15 protein-coding genes are annotated in these 16,169 nt (G+C 67.2%); 11 read left to right on the top strand and 4 right to left on the bottom strand.

Annotation, left to right across the window (positions count from 1 at the left end; genetic code table 11):
• The first annotated feature begins 44 nt into the window (after positions 1–44).
• Positions 45–1,457 (top strand): phosphoglucomutase/phosphomannomutase family protein, encoded by a 1,413-nt coding sequence (locus QH948_RS00550; RefSeq protein WP_281145043.1) that lies wholly within the window; start codon positions 45–47, stop codon positions 1,455–1,457.
• Positions 1,458–1,695: 238 nt separating this feature from the next.
• On the opposite strand, the gene QH948_RS00545 is transcribed toward QH948_RS00550, so the two are convergent.
• Positions 1,696–2,574, bottom strand: coding sequence for a putative ABC transporter permease (locus tag QH948_RS00545; RefSeq protein ID WP_281145042.1), 879 nt, complete (start codon positions 2,572–2,574; stop codon positions 1,696–1,698).
• Positions 2,575–2,871: 297 nt separating this feature from the next.
• Here QH948_RS00545 and QH948_RS00540 point away from each other — a divergent pair, with 297 nt between their 5' ends.
• From QH948_RS00540 to QH948_RS00515, 6 genes are all read left to right on the top strand, one after another.
• Positions 2,872–4,098, top strand: coding sequence for a carbohydrate-binding domain-containing protein (locus QH948_RS00540; protein ID WP_281145041.1), 1,227 nt, complete (start codon positions 2,872–2,874; stop codon positions 4,096–4,098).
• A gap of 467 nt (positions 4,099–4,565) precedes the next feature.
• Entirely contained in the window at positions 4,566–4,994 is a 429-nt protein-coding gene (locus QH948_RS00535; RefSeq protein WP_281145040.1) for an SRPBCC family protein, read from the top strand.
• A 51-nt stretch (positions 4,995–5,045) separates the two neighbouring features.
• Positions 5,046–5,258, top strand: coding sequence for an anion permease (locus QH948_RS00530; RefSeq protein WP_281145039.1), 213 nt, complete (start codon positions 5,046–5,048; stop codon positions 5,256–5,258).
• 228 nt (positions 5,259–5,486) lie between these two features.
• Positions 5,487–5,753, top strand: coding sequence for a VOC family protein (locus QH948_RS00525; protein ID WP_348634960.1), 267 nt, complete (start codon positions 5,487–5,489; stop codon positions 5,751–5,753).
• A gap of 47 nt (positions 5,754–5,800) precedes the next feature.
• Entirely contained in the window at positions 5,801–6,997 is a 1,197-nt protein-coding gene (locus QH948_RS00520) for an MFS transporter (protein WP_281145037.1), read from the top strand.
• 993 nt (positions 6,998–7,990) lie between these two features.
• Complete coding sequence (locus QH948_RS00515) at positions 7,991–8,929, top strand: hypothetical protein (protein ID WP_281145036.1); 939 nt, start codon at positions 7,991–7,993, stop codon at positions 8,927–8,929.
• 350 nt (positions 8,930–9,279) lie between these two features.
• Here QH948_RS00515 and QH948_RS00510 read toward each other — a convergent pair whose 3' ends face one another.
• From QH948_RS00510 to QH948_RS00500, 3 genes are all read right to left on the bottom strand, one after another.
• A complete protein-coding gene (locus QH948_RS00510) occupies positions 9,280–9,612 on the bottom strand; it encodes a YciI family protein (protein WP_281145035.1) in 333 nt (110 codons plus the stop codon).
• A gap of 146 nt (positions 9,613–9,758) precedes the next feature.
• The gene (locus tag QH948_RS00505; protein WP_281145034.1) at positions 9,759–11,315 is read right to left on the bottom strand and encodes an SDR family oxidoreductase; all 1,557 of its coding nucleotides are present in this window, start codon (positions 11,313–11,315) and stop codon (positions 9,759–9,761) included.
• Between the two features lie 215 nt (positions 11,316–11,530).
• Complete coding sequence (locus QH948_RS00500) at positions 11,531–12,481, bottom strand: DUF389 domain-containing protein (RefSeq protein WP_281145033.1); 951 nt, start codon at positions 12,479–12,481, stop codon at positions 11,531–11,533.
• A 92-nt stretch (positions 12,482–12,573) separates the two neighbouring features.
• Between QH948_RS00500 and QH948_RS00495 the strand changes: the two genes are divergently transcribed.
• The 4 genes from QH948_RS00495 to QH948_RS00480 all read left to right on the top strand — a co-directional run bounded on the left by QH948_RS00495 (position 12,574) and on the right by QH948_RS00480 (position 16,145).
• A complete protein-coding gene (locus QH948_RS00495) occupies positions 12,574–12,708 on the top strand; it encodes a hypothetical protein (RefSeq protein WP_281145032.1) in 135 nt (44 codons plus the stop codon).
• A gap of 6 nt (positions 12,709–12,714) precedes the next feature.
• Entirely contained in the window at positions 12,715–13,437 is a 723-nt protein-coding gene (locus QH948_RS00490; RefSeq protein ID WP_281146219.1) for an aldo/keto reductase, read from the top strand.
• A 250-nt stretch (positions 13,438–13,687) separates the two neighbouring features.
• On the top strand, positions 13,688–14,692 hold the full coding sequence (locus tag QH948_RS00485; RefSeq protein WP_281145031.1) for a hypothetical protein: 1,005 nt from the start codon (positions 13,688–13,690) through the stop codon (positions 14,690–14,692).
• Complete coding sequence (locus tag QH948_RS00480) at positions 14,685–16,145, top strand: hypothetical protein (protein WP_281145030.1); 1,461 nt, start codon at positions 14,685–14,687, stop codon at positions 16,143–16,145. The genes QH948_RS00485 and QH948_RS00480 overlap by 8 nt, the downstream gene beginning before the upstream one ends.
• Positions 16,146–16,169 lie beyond the last annotated feature (24 nt).

Below are 16,169 nucleotides of genomic sequence, written 5' to 3'. Positions count from 1 at the left end.
TAAAGTCTCTTGCAAAAGTCCTCGGCGGGGTTTACGTTGGGGCCATGATTCACTTCGGTACTGGCGGCTGGCGAGAGATCATCGGCGACGGGTTCACCCGCGCGAACGTGCGGCGTGTCGTGCAGGCGCTCTGCACCCGCATGCGCGCCGAGGGGGTCGTCGAGCGTGGCGTGGTCGTCGGCTACGACCGCCGCTTCCTGTCGAAGGAGGCCGCCGAGTGGGCCGTCGAGGTGTTCGTCGGCAACGGCGTCCCCGTCACCCTGATCGACCGGCCGGCGCCCACGCCGATGTTCATGTGGACCGTCCGCGACAAGGGGTGCGCCTACGGCCTGGCAGTCACCGCGAGCCACAACCCCGCGCTGTACAACGGTCTGAAGATCTTCACCGAGGGCGGGCGCGACGCCGAGGTCGAGATCACCAACGAACTGGCCGACGCCGCGAACCAGCTGGCCGATGAGGACATCATGGCCGTCGAGGACGTCCGCGCCAACCCGCTGACGACGCTCCAGACCTCGATGAACTGGTACATCGACTCGATCATGGACCAGCTCGACCTCGAAGCGATCCGGCACCGCCACCTGAACATCGTGCTCGACCCGATGTTCGGCGTCTCGCAGACCTGCCTGCAGACGATCCTCATGACCGCGCGCTGTCAGGTCGACGTCATCAACGCCCGGCACGACGCCCTGTTCGGCGGCCGCCTGCCCTCCCCCAACGCGCACACTCTCGACTCGCTGCGGCAGGCCGTCATGGAGAGCGGCGCCGACCTCGGCATCGCGACCGACGGCGACGCCGACCGCCTCGGGATCATCGACGACCTCGGCAACTTCCTGCACCCGAATCAGATCCTGGTGCTGCTGTACCACTACCTGATCTCCAGCAAGGGGTGGAAGGGGCCGGCGGTGCGCAACATGTCGACGACCCACATGCTCGACCGCGTCGCCGAGGCGCACGGGCAGGTCTGCTACGAGGTCCCCGTCGGCTTCAAATGGATCTCCGCGAAGATGGCCGAGACCGACGCGGTCATCGGCGGCGAGTCCTCCGGCGGCCTGACCGTCCGCGGCCACATCCCCGGCAAGGACGGGGTCCAGGCCGGCTCGCTGCTGGTCGAGATGGTCGCCAGGAGCGGCAAGAAGCTCAGCGAGCTGTGGGGCGAGATGGTTCAGCTCTACGGCCAGGCCGAGATGGTCGAGGACGCCTACAGCTTCAACGCGAGCCGCCGCCAGGCCCTCACGCAGAAGATCTTCGTCGAGCACGACCTGCCCGAGTTCCCCGCCGACGTCGAACGCATCGGCTGGGACGACGGCTGCAAGGTCTACTTCGCAAACGGCGGCTGGGCCACCATCCGCTTCTCCGGCACCGAGCCCGTGCTGCGTGTGTTCTGCGAGATGCCGACCCTCGAGGCCGCGGCGGAGATCAGCGCCCTGATCGCCACCCACTACGGCCTCGGCGCGTAGCCCCGGCCGGGCCTGTCGATCCCTGAGCCTGTCGATCCCTGAGCCTGTCGATCCCTGAGCCTGTCGATCCCTGAGCCTGTCGAAGGGTCCGAAACTCCGTCGGCAACCGAACCCCGCCCGCCTCGAGCGTGCACAAATCTTCGAGGAGCCCGATCCCTGTGCATATGCGCAGGGATCGGCGCATAGAAGGAAAAGTGCACCCTCAGGGCCCCTCCACTGGCCCGGAGCGCTCACCTCATCACTGCTTGTCGGCCGGGCCGTCGGCGCCGCGACGAGCGAGCCTGGCCCGCAGGTCCTCCAACTGGGCGGGATGACGCACGGAGCGCAGGTCGGGGAAGGCACGCAGCTGGCGGCGCGTCGTGCCGCTGATCTGCTGGACCAGAGCTTCGCGTCGACTCCGGAGCTCCTCGACCTCCTGTGCCGTGCGCTCCTTGAGTTCGCTCGTTGCGCGGTCCTTCAACTCTGTTGTGCGCTCGACCAGACCGTCGGTGCGCCCCTTGATCTGCAACGCACGCTCGCCGAGTTCCGTGCTGATGGTGTCGGTGGAGGAACGCAGCAGCTCGGAGGCGTCGCTGAGGGCCGCCAGCTGCCGATCGAGCTTCAGCGCCGACTGGATGGTCGCGCTCGAGTCGACGACGACCACAACCGTCAGAGCCCCGACGGACCCGATCAGCACCCATGGGTTCAGCCACTCCAGGAAAGCCGCGACGAGCGGGTGCAGCACGTCGATCAGAATCAGCCCGACCAGGCCCCACATCAAGGAGAACTGCAGGCAGATGTACCCGCCGATGTTGAACGGCCGGTCGGAGTAGTCCCACCAGCGTTGCCGAAAGAGCTTCTCCATCGCCCAACCGGTCACCAGTTCTAACGCTGACGCGACCAGCATGGTGCCGAGGAAAACGAGCGCCGGATTGTCCGCCACCGGCCTCAACAGCAGCACCATGCCAAGGCCGCCGAAGCCGTAGATGGAACAGTAGGGACCGGCGAGAAAGCCACGGTTGGTCACCACGCCGAGCGTCACCGCGCAGTAGATCACCTCGACGATCCAGCCGAGGATCGAATAAGTGAGCAGGAACGCGAGCGGCATGAGCAACTGGGCAAGTTCAACGGCGCTCATCGGATACCTCCACGGGCGGACAGCTACGCCCGATTCAACCACTGCCGAGCCCGCCGTCGCCTCGCGCCCTCCCGACCGACGATCTTCCCGAACGGCTCCGCGGGCACGAATCTATGAGGAGCCGCAACGCTGCGCATATACGCAGCGCCGGGCGCATACAAAGATCCGTGCACGCGATGGCTCGGCCACAGTAGGCGCTTCAGCTCAGCAGCCGGACACAAGGAACGCACAGGAAGCACATAGCGAAGCGCGCTGGACTGTACTTCAGACAGTCGCAAAGCAAGCGGAAGGGAACTGATGAAATACCGCAGAAGGATCATCGCCGGGCTACTTGCCTCAGTCGTTTTCGTCGTTGGATGCGCAGCAACCGACGCGGATTCCGGCCAGGCTTCCTCGGACACGTCGGTCACGGCCACCACCACCGACACGACCACCAGCTCCGAGACGACCACCAGTTCCGAGACGACCACCAGTTCCGAGACGACGACCACGGAGTCAACCGCGTCCACCGCCGATGTCGACTGGGACACCCTGCCGTCCACCGACGTCACGCTCACCGACGATGGTCTGGCCATCACCGCGGCCGGAACCTACGTTCTGAGCGGCACGTCCACCGGACAGGTGACCGTGGACACCGAAGGCTACGTCCGGATCATCCTCGACGGCGTGACCATCGCCAGCAGCGACGGCGCCGCGATCCAGATCGACAACGCCGAGGCGACCGTCCTGGAACTGTCCGACGGCAGCGTCAATACCGTCACCGACGCGGCGACACGCAGCGACGAGGAGATCGACGGCGCAATCTACTCGTCCGACGATCTCTACATCACCGGCAGCGGAACGTTGAACGTCACGGCCAACTTCGCAGACGGCATCGTGGGCAAGGACGATCTGTGGATCGAGGCGGGCACGATCAACGTGACCAGCGCCGACGACGGGATCCGCGGCAAGGACTCGCTGACCATGTCCGGCGGCACGATCACCATCGACGCGGCCGGAGACGGCCTCAAGTCCAGCAACGACACCGACCTCGGCGCGGGGCAGCTCACCATCACCGGCGGCGACATCACCATCACCTCCGGGGACGACGCGATCAAGGCCGAGCAGGCCATCCAGATCAGCGGCGGCACCATCAACATCGTGTCGTCCGTCGAGGGGATCGAGGCTCCGGTCATCGTGATCGACGACGGCGACATCACCATGAACGCCTCCGACGACGGGATCAACGCGTCGGCCTCGGAGATCATCACCGACGGCCTCAGCATCACCATCAACGGCGGCACTCTCGCCATCGCCATGGGCTCCGGCGACACGGATGCCATCGACAGCAACGGTGACCTGACCATCACCGGCGGCACGATTGACATCACGGGTCAGTCCGCGTTCGACTTCGACGCGACGGGCACCCTGACCGGCGGCACGATCACCGTGAACGGCGAGGAGGTCACCGAGCTGTCGAGCCAGATGATGGGTGGCGGCCAGCAGGGCGGCGGCGGACAGGGCGGCGGTCCGGGCGGACGGTAGGTGAGGGCGGGTAGGCAGACCTCGGGAAGGCTTAGCCGAGAGATGGTAGCCCGCGATATGCCGCGTGGTCAGGTTCGGCGTCAGGCGCCGTCAGGACGATCACCTCGACGGGTGACAGCAGAGTTGCGTCCGGCAGGGTGGGGTAGCGTTTCGCACAAGGGCCCTTGGGTTTTCAGATGTGGCTTAGACACCTTCATCCTGCCAACCCGAGGGCCCCCACCCGCCCCCGACCCCATCGAGTTCCGGCGAGTCGGGCCGGTCAACCGCGTCCCTTCACTCCACCGCCATCTGTGAAGAGCCACTAAAGCTGGAGCACTCGGATCAAGGCCGCCTGCTTCAGCTCTGGCCACAGTTGTGCACGGGCGGGTCAACCCGCGTGAACCAACGCCGTGCCCAAGAACCGGGGGCAGGACAACCGTCACCCGAGGGTCGCGTCGACAGGGCCGACGCCTTGATATCGTGCCGTGATGCGCGCAGGTTTCATCATCGAGCTGATATGCGACGCCCCACCCGACGACGTTCTTCGCCGGGTGCTCGACCTGCGCGCCCACAGCCGCGTGATTCCGCTGACCAGAGTCACGCCGGAAGTGGCCGCCGATCAGCTCGCCGTCGGGACGGTGTTCGTGGCGCGGACATCTGTCGGGCCCGTCGGATTCGACGACCCGATGCGCGTCGACCAACTGAGCTTCCGGCCCGCGACCGCGACGATCGTCAAGCTCGGCAAGGTCATCCGCGGGGCTGTCTACATCCGCGTCGACCCGACGACCGGCGGCAGCCGCATGCACTGGGACCAGACCGTCGATCTACCCTGGCTGCCTCAGGCCCTACAACCCGCGGCCGCTCGTGTGCTCCGCGGCGGATACCGACGGATAATCCGACGTCTCATCGAGTTCTGACGCACCATGAAGGGCGACCCAGTCGTTTGCCCTCCCGACCGAGCAACACCTATGGCTCATCCTGAGCCGCGCCTCATAGGGGGCCTCAACGTCTCCGTCCAGCCGTTCATGATGGCCCTGACAGTCGCCGGCGCGGCGTCGTTCCCTACCCCGATCGCCACCCCGGCAAACCTGATGGTGCTGAAGCTGGCCGGCTACCACTTCGGCGACTACTGGAAGCTCGGCCTCCCGCTCACCATCCTCTTCGCCGTCGTCGCCGTCTGATACGTCCCCCTCATCTGGCCGTTCTGACGCAGCCACTGATCGTTTGCGGGCATTCCGATCAGTGCACACGATCAATTGAATGCGTAGCGTGGGCGCTTCCGAGGAGGAACCCATGCCGAACATCGAACACATCGCCCTGTACGTGGCCGACCTGGATCGGGCGCGCGCCTTCTACGAGACGTATTCGGCGGCGTCGCCGGGACCGGGTACCACAACCCGGCCACGGGCCTGCGGACCTACTTCATCAGCCTCGACGGCGGGGCGCGGCTGGAGCTCATGAGCCGCGCCGAACTCGACGACGCGGGCGGTCGCCTCGCCCAGGGGTTCAATCACGTGGCCTTCTCGGTAGGCTCGGCCTCTGAGGTCGACGCACTCACAACCCGCCTGGGGCGAGACAGATACCCCGCCCTCAGCGGGCCCCGCACCACCGGCGACGGCTACTACGAGAGCGTCGTGCCCGACCCCGAGGGGAACCTGGTCGAGATCACGGCCTGACCGACCGCCCCCAGCACCACCCACCCGCTTCCTGGAGACCCTGACCCATGTACGCACTGCTGCTCGCGATCATCTACGCCGCCTTCATCAGCCTGGGGCTGCCCGACGCACTGATCGGGTCTGGCTGGCCGGTGATGCACGGCGACCTCGGCGTCCCCGTGTCGTACGCCGGCATCGTGACTATGATCATCGCGTCGGGCACGATCGTCTCGAGCCTGCTGTCCGAACGCCTGACAAGGCGCTTCGGCGTCGGCCTGGTGACTGCGGTAAGCGTCGCCCTGACCGCCTCGGCCCTGCTGGGCTTCGGGTTCTCCGGGTCGTTCTGGATGCTGTGCCTGTGGGCGGTCCCGTACGGCCTCGGCGCGGGCGCCGTCGACGCCGCGCTGAACAACTACGTCGCGCTCCACTACGCGGCGCGGCACATGAACTGGCTGCACAGCTTCTGGGGCGTCGGCGCGTCGATCAGCCCGTTCATCATGGGCGCGACGATCAGCGCGGGCCTCGGCTGGTCGACGGCCTACCAGAGCGTCGGCGGCATCCAGATCGCGCTGACCGTCGTGCTTCTCGCGAGCCTGCCGCTGTGGGCCCGCGTCGACAAGGCCCGACCGCGGGTCGCCCACGAGGACGCCGATGCCGCGCACGCGCCCGGCGAGCACGTCTCGCTGAAGCGCGCGCTCAGCATCCCCGGCGTGGGGCTCATCCTTGCGGCCTTCTTCGCCTACTGCGCGGTGGAGACCACGACGATCCTGTGGGCGTCGACGTACCTCGTCTCCGAGCGCGGCATCGACCCGGCGACGGCGGCGACCTTCGGCGCCCTCTTCCTGCTCGGCATCACCGCCGGGCGCTTCCTGAGCGGCTTCTTTGCCGACCACCTCGGCGACAGGACGCTCATCCGCGGCGGCTTCATCGCCGTCGGAGTGGGTCTCGTGCTGATCGCGCTGCCCCTGCCGACCGACATTCCGACCCTCGCGGGGCTGGTCATCGCCGGCCTCGGCAGTGCGCCGATCTATCCCGCGATCGTGCACTCGACGCCCGTGAACTTCGGCGCGCGGAACTCGCAGGCGATCATCGGCATCCAGATGGCCGCCGCCTACACCGGCTCCACGCTGATGCCCCCGCTGTTCGGCGCCCTGTCGTCCTGGACGGGGCTGTGGGTCTTCCCGTTCTACCTGGTGGTCCTGGTCGCGCTGGGCCTGCTGATGTCCGAGTTCCTCAACCGGCGCCTGACCGCTCCGGCCGCCTGAGCCGTCGGATACCTGAGCCCTTCCCCAGTTCCCTGAGCCTGTCGAAGGGCTGAGCCGCCCCGGTTCCCAGCTCGTCGAAGGGCCTGAGCCCCTCCGGTTCCCTGAGCTCGTCGAAGGGCGCCGAGCGAAGCGAGGCGGTGTGGTCGGGTGAGGCCCCTTCGCTGCGCTCAGGGCGTTTCGACAGGCTCAACGATCCGGTTCCCTGAGCTCGTCGAAGGGCGCCGAGCGAAGCGAGGCGGTGTGGTCGGGTGAGGCCCCTTCGCTGCGCTCAGGGCGTTTCGACAGGCTCAACGAACAGGTTCCCTGAGCTCGTCGAAGGGCGCCGAGCGAAGCGAGGCGGTGTGGTCGGGTGAGGCCCCTTCGCTGCGCTCAGGGCGTTTCGACAGGCTCAACGAACCGGTTCCCTGAGCTCGTCGAAGGGCGCCGAGCGAAGCGAGGCGACTCACTCGCTCCGGGCAGTCTGAAGGCCACGGGCGCACTGAGATACCTTGTCCGCAGCCTGTCGTTCCGGCAGGAACCGAACTGACCGACGCCGCACCGAAGTGGACCGGACACCTCGGCGACCCCGGTGCTGGCCCAGGTCGACGGGACCAAGACGGCCGCCGACCTCGCCGAGGTCGTGAACTCCTCGCCGCTCGACCCGGACCGCTACCTGGGCACCGGCAGCTTCGTGCAGCGCGACATCTCCGCCGCCCCGCTGGCCGCCAACTCCGAGCGAATCTCCGCGTTCGGCGACGGCCCCCTGCCCGACCTCTACCTCAACGAAGACTGGCGCAGGCGGCTGAAGACGGGGGCATCGATCGGCGGCGGAGCGGCAAGCCACGACAACATCCCGATCTACACCGTCGACTCGTCGAACCCGTTCCAGGACTTCGCCCCCTTCGCCTCCACGGACTCCCGGGTGACGACGTTCCCGCGGCTCACCGAAGTGACCACCGGCGCCATCCCCCTGCCCGACTGGGCTAAGGCGAGCGACGGCGGTGACCGCGCGCGGTGTACGACGTTGCCACCGGCATCTTCCGGGACTACTACGGCGCTGCCCAGGACGACGACGGCGTCTGGAACTTCGCGTCGGCCGGCTACTTCTACGCCGACCCGGACACCGGCACCGTCGGGTCCGACAACTACTGGCTCCAGTACCTCCAGGGCGCCAACTCGGTGGTCGGCATCGCCAACGAGCTGACGCAGGTCGGCGCGGAGGAGCTGCGCTCGGGCGTGATCGGGCACGCCGTGTCCGTGACGTTCCCCTCATACCTGTCCGGTCAGGTGTCCTTCCCGGCCAAGCAGACCGACGGCAAGCTCGCCTCCTCCAGCTACCCGAACGCGCCCGTCGCCGGCGGATGTCACCTTCCCCGAGGACTTCGACGTCGAAGCGTACATAGCCGACAACCACACCGACCGCTCGATGGCCGCGATCATGCGGCGGTGAAGACCTACGGCGGCATCGTCACCGACCAGAACTTCTGGTGCATGTCCCTCAACTTCGAGAACCCGTACGGCATGGGCGAGCGGGCCGATGACCCGGACGCGAACCCCTGGAAGGACGACGCAAAACTGGCCGCGCTGACGGACTTCCACGCCAACGCGTTCCCGTGGGGCGAAACGGCCTGGGTCGAACCGAGCTACGCCGGACACGACACGACGGTGGTGCCGGCGAAGCAGCTGACGTCATCGACACCGACCATCACGGGCACCACGACGGTCGGCAACACGCTCACCGCCAAGGCAGGTGCTTGGAGAAGGGGCAGCAGGCTCACCTACCAGTGGTACCGCGACGGGAAGAAGCTGAAGGGACACACGGCGAGGACCTTCACACTCACGAATTACTCCGCCGGGAAGACCCTCACTGTCCACGTCACCGGCTCCAAGCCCGGCTACACGACGGTGTCGACCTCGTCGTCCAAGACAGCGAAGGTTGCCCCGGCTCGCTGAGCACTTCGGGTCGTTGAGCACATCGACAGGCTCAGCACAGGCCTGTCGAAGCGCCTCGAGCAGGTTCGCTGAGCCATCCCGGTTCGCTGAGCACTTCGACAAAGCTCAGCACAGGCCCCGTCGAAGGGCCTGAGCCCCTCCGGTTCCCTGAGCCTGTCGAAGGGCCTGAGCGAAGCGAGGCGGTGCGGTCGGGTGAGTCCCCTTCGCTGCGCTCAGGGCGTTTCGACAAGCTCAACGACCCGGTTCGCTGAGCCTGTCGAAGCGCCTGAGCCCCTCCGGTTCGCTGAGCACTTCGACAAGCTCAGCACAGGCCTGTCGAAGCGCCTCGAGCTTGTCGAGAGGGCCCACGATTACCGCGGAACCGGCGCACACTCCAGGACCTCGATCCAGTTCCCCCTCATCAACCCCAGGTGCGGATGGTCTCGGAAGATCCGCACGGCATCCTCGTGCGACGACGCCTCGACGATGGCGTAGCCCACCTTGGTGTCGGTGAAGTCCTCGTCGTCCTCAGGGGTCACCCGCGTCTTGCGGAACAGCGGCGCGCCGTTGTCGACGATGGCGGGTGCGTGGCACTGCGTCCAGCGCGCCCAGTCGGCGAGGAACGCCGCGCTCTGCTCTGCCGTCACCTCGGCCTTCTCTACTTCGCGCGAAGCCCCCTGATAGATGGCGAGATACCTGGTCATGACCGCAGGCTAGTCGACGCCAAGTGCCTCGACCGGCGCCGCGACGCGCTGATGCTGCCCGCCAGGCGGCCGACCTGCACGCGGGGCTCGCACCCGACCTCACCAGCCCGCCATCGCCGGGTTCCTTGCCGAGAAGGAGAGCCGAGTCACCCCCGGCGGGGCTCGGCTTCCGGCGCCTCGGCCGTCGACGTGATCCGCGCCGCCATGCCGGCGAAGATCGCGCCGTGGAACGGGAGCACGGCCAGCCAGTAGAGCCGCCCGACGAGCCCCTTCGGGAAGAACACCGCGCGCTGCTCGTACCGTGCGCCGTCGACGTCGGGAACCGCGCGCATCTCCAGCCACGCGGTGCCCGGCACCTTCATCTCGGCGCGGAGGCGCAGGAGGTTCCCCGCGTCCGTCCTGTCCACTGCCTCGACTCGCCAGAAATCGATCGCGTCGCCCACTCGGGCATCAGTGCGACTGCGCCGCCCGCGCCGGAGACCGACCCCACCCACCAGTCGATCCATCAGGCCCCGCGCGGCCCACAGGAACGGTGACGAGTACCAGCCGTTCTCGCCGCCGATCCCGAGGATGACAGTCCACAGCCGGTCGACGGATGCCGGAGTCGCCAGCTGGCGCGCATCCGTGAAGACCGTTCGCCCCGCCCACTCCGGATCGCTGGGCAGCGGGTCGCTCGGGGCGCCGAACACCTCGGCGTCCTGCCAGCTCGTCTCGACGGTGTCGGCGTCCAGCCGCCCCAGCGCGAGGCGCACGGCCTCGCGATACGGGGTGAGGCCACCGTCGGGTGGGGGGATGAGGTCGTCGATGTCGCGGGTCTTCATGACGCACTCGTTCTGCAACGACGCGACAAGGGGGCGGGCGATCGACCGGGGCACGGGGGTGACGAGATTCACCCAGTGCGACGCGAGGCCGGGCGTCAGCACCGGCAGGGCAGCGATCGCCCGTCGAGGCAGCCCCGCCTCGCGCGCGTAGCCGTTCATCATCTCCGCGTAGCGCAGCACGTCCGGTCCGCCGATGTCGACGGACCGGTTCACGCCCGGATCGACCCGGGCCGCGCCGAGCAGGTAATGCAGCACGTCGCGGATCGCGATCGGTTGGATGCGGTTGCGCACCCACTTCGGTGCCGGCATGAACGGCAGCACATCGGTGAGGTGGCGGATCATCTCGAACGACGCCGACCCGGACCCGATGACCACGCCGGCCTGCAGCACGAGCGCAGGAACGCCCGAGTCCAGGAAGATCTCGCCCACCCGAACCCGCGAGCGCAGATGCGGCGACAACTCCACGTCGTCGGGATGAAGTCCGCCGAGATAGACGATGCGGCGGACCTCGGCATCCTCCGCCGCACGCGCGACTACCTCGGCGGCACGTTCGTCAGTCTCCTCGAACCCCCGCCCGGCGCCCATCGAGTGGATCAGGTAGTAGACGACATCGACATCCTTGACCGCGCGGGCCACGGCATCCGCGTCGTCGACGGAACCCTCAACGATCCCGACGTCCCCGCCCCAGGGGAAGGATGCCGCGCGCGCCGCGTCCCTCGCCAGCACCCGCACTCGATACCCGGCGTTCAGCAGCCGGGGTACCAGTCGGCCGCCGATGTAGCCCGTCGCGCCGAGGACGAGCGTGCGTGGCGTACTGCCGTCGTCGGCCGGGAGCGCCCGAAGGGACTCTTCGTGTCCCGTGGGTGCGCTGAGGTCCGTCATGCGCACAGGCTACGACGCAGGGGTGTTGACTAGAGTCGGGAGCCGACGGCTCGTGGCGACCGGGAGTCGTCGCCAGCCCCCCGCCAGCCAGACCCCGCCAGACGCCGCCAGACGCCGCCAGACGCCAACGCTATTTCCCAAACGCCAACGGTATTCGCGCGAATATCGTTGGCGTCCGCGGGTGGCGGCCCCGGTCAGTGCACCTCGTCCGACGCTCAGGGCCTCGTCCGTCGGCGCGACGCAGTGATCCTGCCCAACCAGTGGCCGAAGTGCAGCTGCACGAACAGCGTGACTACGCCCGCCACGAGCAGGCCGGCAATGTTGACGACGAGCTGCAAGCCCGCGCCGAGCGCCTCCTCCCACGCGCCGACTGCCAGCGTGAGCCCGATCGCGCCCACGGCCGGCACCGTCGTGACCGAGATGAACACCCCGACCAGGGCCGACGACTTCGAGCTGGTCAGCGACACGACCCCGGCGATCCCCGCCAGCACCGCGATCACGAAGGACCACCCGTCCGGGGAGATGATGAAGTCGGTGGCGGGCCCTGTGGTCGCCTGCTCGTAGGTGAAGACGCCCGCCGCGTAGGCCACGGCCCACACCGCCCAGGCCGCTGCGGCGCAGGCGGCGAACCCGCCGAACAGCGTCGTCAACGCCAAGCCCGCGATCCCGCGCCGACGGCGCACGATGGCGTAACAGATGGCGGCGATCGGGGCGAACTCCGGGCCGACGACCATGGCCCCGATGATGAGGATGGGCTGGTCAAGGACGCGCCCGATCCCGGCGATCAGCGTCGCGAGCAGCAGGAAGACGAAGAACGTGGCCGACGGGCGGGCGTCCTCCCGAGACTTGTCGGCGAGCTGGGCCCACAGCACCCCGTCGGCCGGATGCCCGGGCGCCGCGGCCTCCGCCGCCGACCCCGCATCCGACACGACGGTGAGCGGCTCGGACACCACGATGCTGCCAACAGCCGGCACCCCCGCGTGGCGCAGCAGCCGCATGATGTTGTTCGCATTCTCGCGCGCCATCTCGAACAACAGCAGATCCCCGCGCCCCTCGCTCGCGACGCCCGGCACCAGCGCGAGGTCACAGACGGTGGGTTCAAGGTCCAGCTCGTCGCGGAGACGCACGGCGAGGTCATGGTCGGCGGTGACGCGCACAGTCAGCATGGCGCTCAGTCTCCCGCCTCGACCGCTCCCCGCGGAAGCGGTTGCGATCAGTATCCGGCGACGAGCAGAACTCGCAAGCTCACGGGGCGAGGATGAAGCAGGATCATCCTGAGCGAGACCTACACCCTGTCCAACGGCGTCGAGATTCCAAGCAGGGGCTCGGCACCTGGTTCATCGACGACGCCGTCGCCGCCGAGGCGGTGCGGGCGGCCGTCGAGATCGGCTAACGGAACATCGACACGGCCCAGGCGTACGGCAACGAGCGGGGCGTCGGCGAGGGCGTCCGCACCGCGGGCGTCGGGCGCGACGACCTGTTCGTCTCCACCAAGCTGGCCGCGGAGATCAAGGACTACGACGGCGCGGTGGCCGCGATCGACGGGTCGCTGGCGAAGCTCGGCCTCGACTACGTCGACCTGATGCTGATCCACAGCCCGCAGCCGTGGAGCGACTTCAGCGGCGGCGACTACACCGACGGCAACCGCCAGGCGTGGCGGGCGCTGGAGGAGGCCCACCAGGCGGGCAAGCTCCGCGCGATCGGCATCTCCAACTTCCGCGAGCCGGACGTCGACAACATCCTGTCGGCCGCCACCGTCGCACCACACGTCAACCAGCTCCTGGTGCACGCGGGCAACACGCCCACCGACCTGCTCGCCTACTGCGCCGACAAGGGCATCCTCGTCGAGGCCTACTCCCCCATCGCGCACGGCGAGATCCTGGACAACTCGGATGTCCGCGCGATGGCCGAGACCTACGGCGTCACCGTCCCCCAGCTCTGCATCCGCTACACGCTCCAGCTGGGCACAGTGTCGCTGCCGAAGACGGCCAACCCGGACCACATGCGCTCCAACGCGGAGGTCGACTTCACGATCTCCGACGCCGACATGACCACCCTGCGCGGCCTCCGCGCCGCCGACTACGGCGCCTCAAGCGCCTTCCCCGTCTACAGCGGCAAGTAGCCCCGGTTCGCCGAGCCCACCACGGACCGCCGAGCCCCTCACGGTTCGCCGAGCTTGTCGAGGTGCCCTGAGTGAAGCGGAGGCTCGGCACCCATCGGGGGAGGGCCCACCGGCAGCCACAACTGCTGCGTACTCAGCAGCCGTCGACCGTCCGCATCCAACGCTCAACGACATGGCCGCGCTCCTTTCCGTCGGCCGCGACCGATACTCTCCTCGCAGATAGACCGCATCAGAAAAGTCGGAGGTTGGGATGAGTGAACCTGAGGCCGCGGGCAACGCCAAGGAAGTCGCCGACAAGGCCGCCCACGGCATCATGGCGCTCGCTCGTGAGAAGTCGACCCAGATCGCTGAACTGAGCCACGACATCGCAGACTCCACCAAGGATCGCGCGAGCGATGCCCTCGCCAAGGTCACCACCAAGAAGCCTGATCCGTACCCAGTCGCCATCGAGGAGTACAACGCCGCGTACACAACGATGCAAGACGCGGGCCTGGCCCTCCTGCGCCAACGGGAACGCTCCCTTGACCTGATCGGCTTCGTTGAGGTGCTGGTGAACAGCGTTGCCAATACGCCAAAGGCGTTCGAGGCTGCCTTCAACGAAGTCGCCGTCGAACGGGCATTCTTTCTGAGCGCCGAAGAGTTCGCCCGCATGGACCTCGAAGCAGCGCGCAAGTCGGCCCTTGGAGCCGGTGCTGGCCTCGCGGGAGGTGTGGCGGTCGCATCTATCGCCCCAACCACGGCGCTCTGGGTGGCGACGACCTTTGGAACGGCTTCGACCGGCACCGCGATCTCAACCTTGTCTGGGGCAGTGGCCTCCAATGCCGCGCTTGCCTGGCTCGGGGGTGGGGCAATCACAGCCGGTGGGGGCGGCATGGCCGCAGGCAGCGCGTTGCTCGCGCTGGCTGGCCCGATCGGATGGACGATCGCCGGCGCCTCAGTTCTGACTTCCATCGCACTCTTCAGTGTGAAGAAGCACAAGACCCGCAAAGCCCAGCAGTCTGAGCTGACAAAGCTACGAGCCAGGACAGTGCAGGCAAGATCCACAGGCGAGTCGATCCGGAATCTGCTGGAGCGGACCGAATCCCTGCGCGAGATGCTCTCTACCAGCTACGGCGCATCGCTTCCCTTCTTCGGTGCCGACTACCTGTCGCTGTCGATCGCCGACCAGTCACGGCTAGCAACCCTGGTCAACAACACGAAGGCCGCTGCGGCGCTGCTGAGCCAACTCGCCGAGCAGGAAATGGTCGATGATTGATCCCGAGGAACTCGCGAAGAGTAATCAGGAACAGGCAGTCGCCTCGTGGGTGAGCTACCTGAATCAACTCCGTGTGGACGGGTTCGAGACGACCCTCCGCCAGCAGGACGTCAACCTCCAGGACGCCCTCGCGAGCATCGATGAAGCGATCAGGAGAATCGACCTCGAGGTGGTCACAAGGAACCGCGGCGGGGACAAGGGCATGCACGGCTTCATCGCCGAGGTCGCCGAGGTGGGTGTCGGGAACGCGCGTAGCAGGATCCTCGGAAAGGGCTCCGTCTACGAGTGGGTGAACGACAACGGGCCGGCAGACCTCATTCGCAGCGGCACGGAGATCCAGCAGAAGTTCGTGGCAGCGGGCGGCCGATTCAGCTTGGCTGCGGTCACGGAACACCTTGCGAAGTACCCGGACTTCGTGGCCAACGGTGGGAAGTACCAGATCCCTGCAGATCACTTCAACATGGTTCGAACACTCCATGACATGACGCCCGAGGAAGCGACCAGCCTGCTGACGAGATCCGGCGATGGACCGTCACTACGTGACTGGCAGCGCATCCAAGCCTTCTTTGACGACGACTCACTCAGCATGGACTCTCTCGAACCGTCCATGCTCAAGTACCCCGAGGTCCAGCGCGGCGCATATGACTCGACGCTTCAAGCCGAGAGGCAATCGCTTCAGGCCACCGACCAAGTGGTGCGAGAGGACGCCTACAACGCCAGCCGTCCAAAGTCCGGGGAGGGCGCCAAAGCAACGATCGTCGCGGCAGCCGTCGAGGGAACGACTGCATTCGTGCTTGCCGTTGCCGAGAAGCGTCGCGGGGGAAAACAGTTCAAGGAGTTCACGCGAGACGACTGGACCGAGATCGCCGCAGGCACCGGGTTCAGCTTCGTCAAGGGAGGCGTACGTGGCCTAACCATCTATTCGCTGACGAACTTCACGGCCACGCCGGCCGCCGTAGCCAGTTCCCTTGTGACCGCCGCCTTCCGTATCGCTGAACAGGCGCACCGGCTCCGAACGGGCGAGATCAGCGAGCTGGAGTTCATCGAGAACTCCGAGCTGGCTGCTCTGGAAGTAGCAGTCAGCGGCTTGTCGTCGTTCCTTGGCCAGGCACTCATCCCCATCCCGATACTCGGCGCCGTTATCGGCAACAGCGTCGGCATGGTAATGTACACGTCCGTCTCAGCGGCCCTGTCCCGCCGGGAAGCTGAACTCCTGACCCGCTATCTCGACGAGCAACGCGCGCTGGACGATATCCTTACTGCCGACTACCAAGAGCTCATCGATCGGCTCAACGCGAGTATGGCTGATTACCTCGAACTTCTCGGGCAGGCCTTCTCGATCGATCCCGAGACGGCCCTGCTCGGCTCGGTCGAGCTCGCGCTCACGCTCGGCGTAGCTGGGGACGAAGTTATCGACTCCGATGACAAGAGACTCGCCTACTTCCTCGATTAGTCAGCTTGGTGCCGAATCTTGCTC

The organism is Tessaracoccus lacteus (assembly GCF_029917005.1).
GTDB classification, from domain to species: domain Bacteria; phylum Actinomycetota; class Actinomycetes; order Propionibacteriales; family Propionibacteriaceae; genus Arachnia; species Arachnia lactea.
This window is presented reverse-complemented; position numbering and strand designations above follow the sequence as displayed.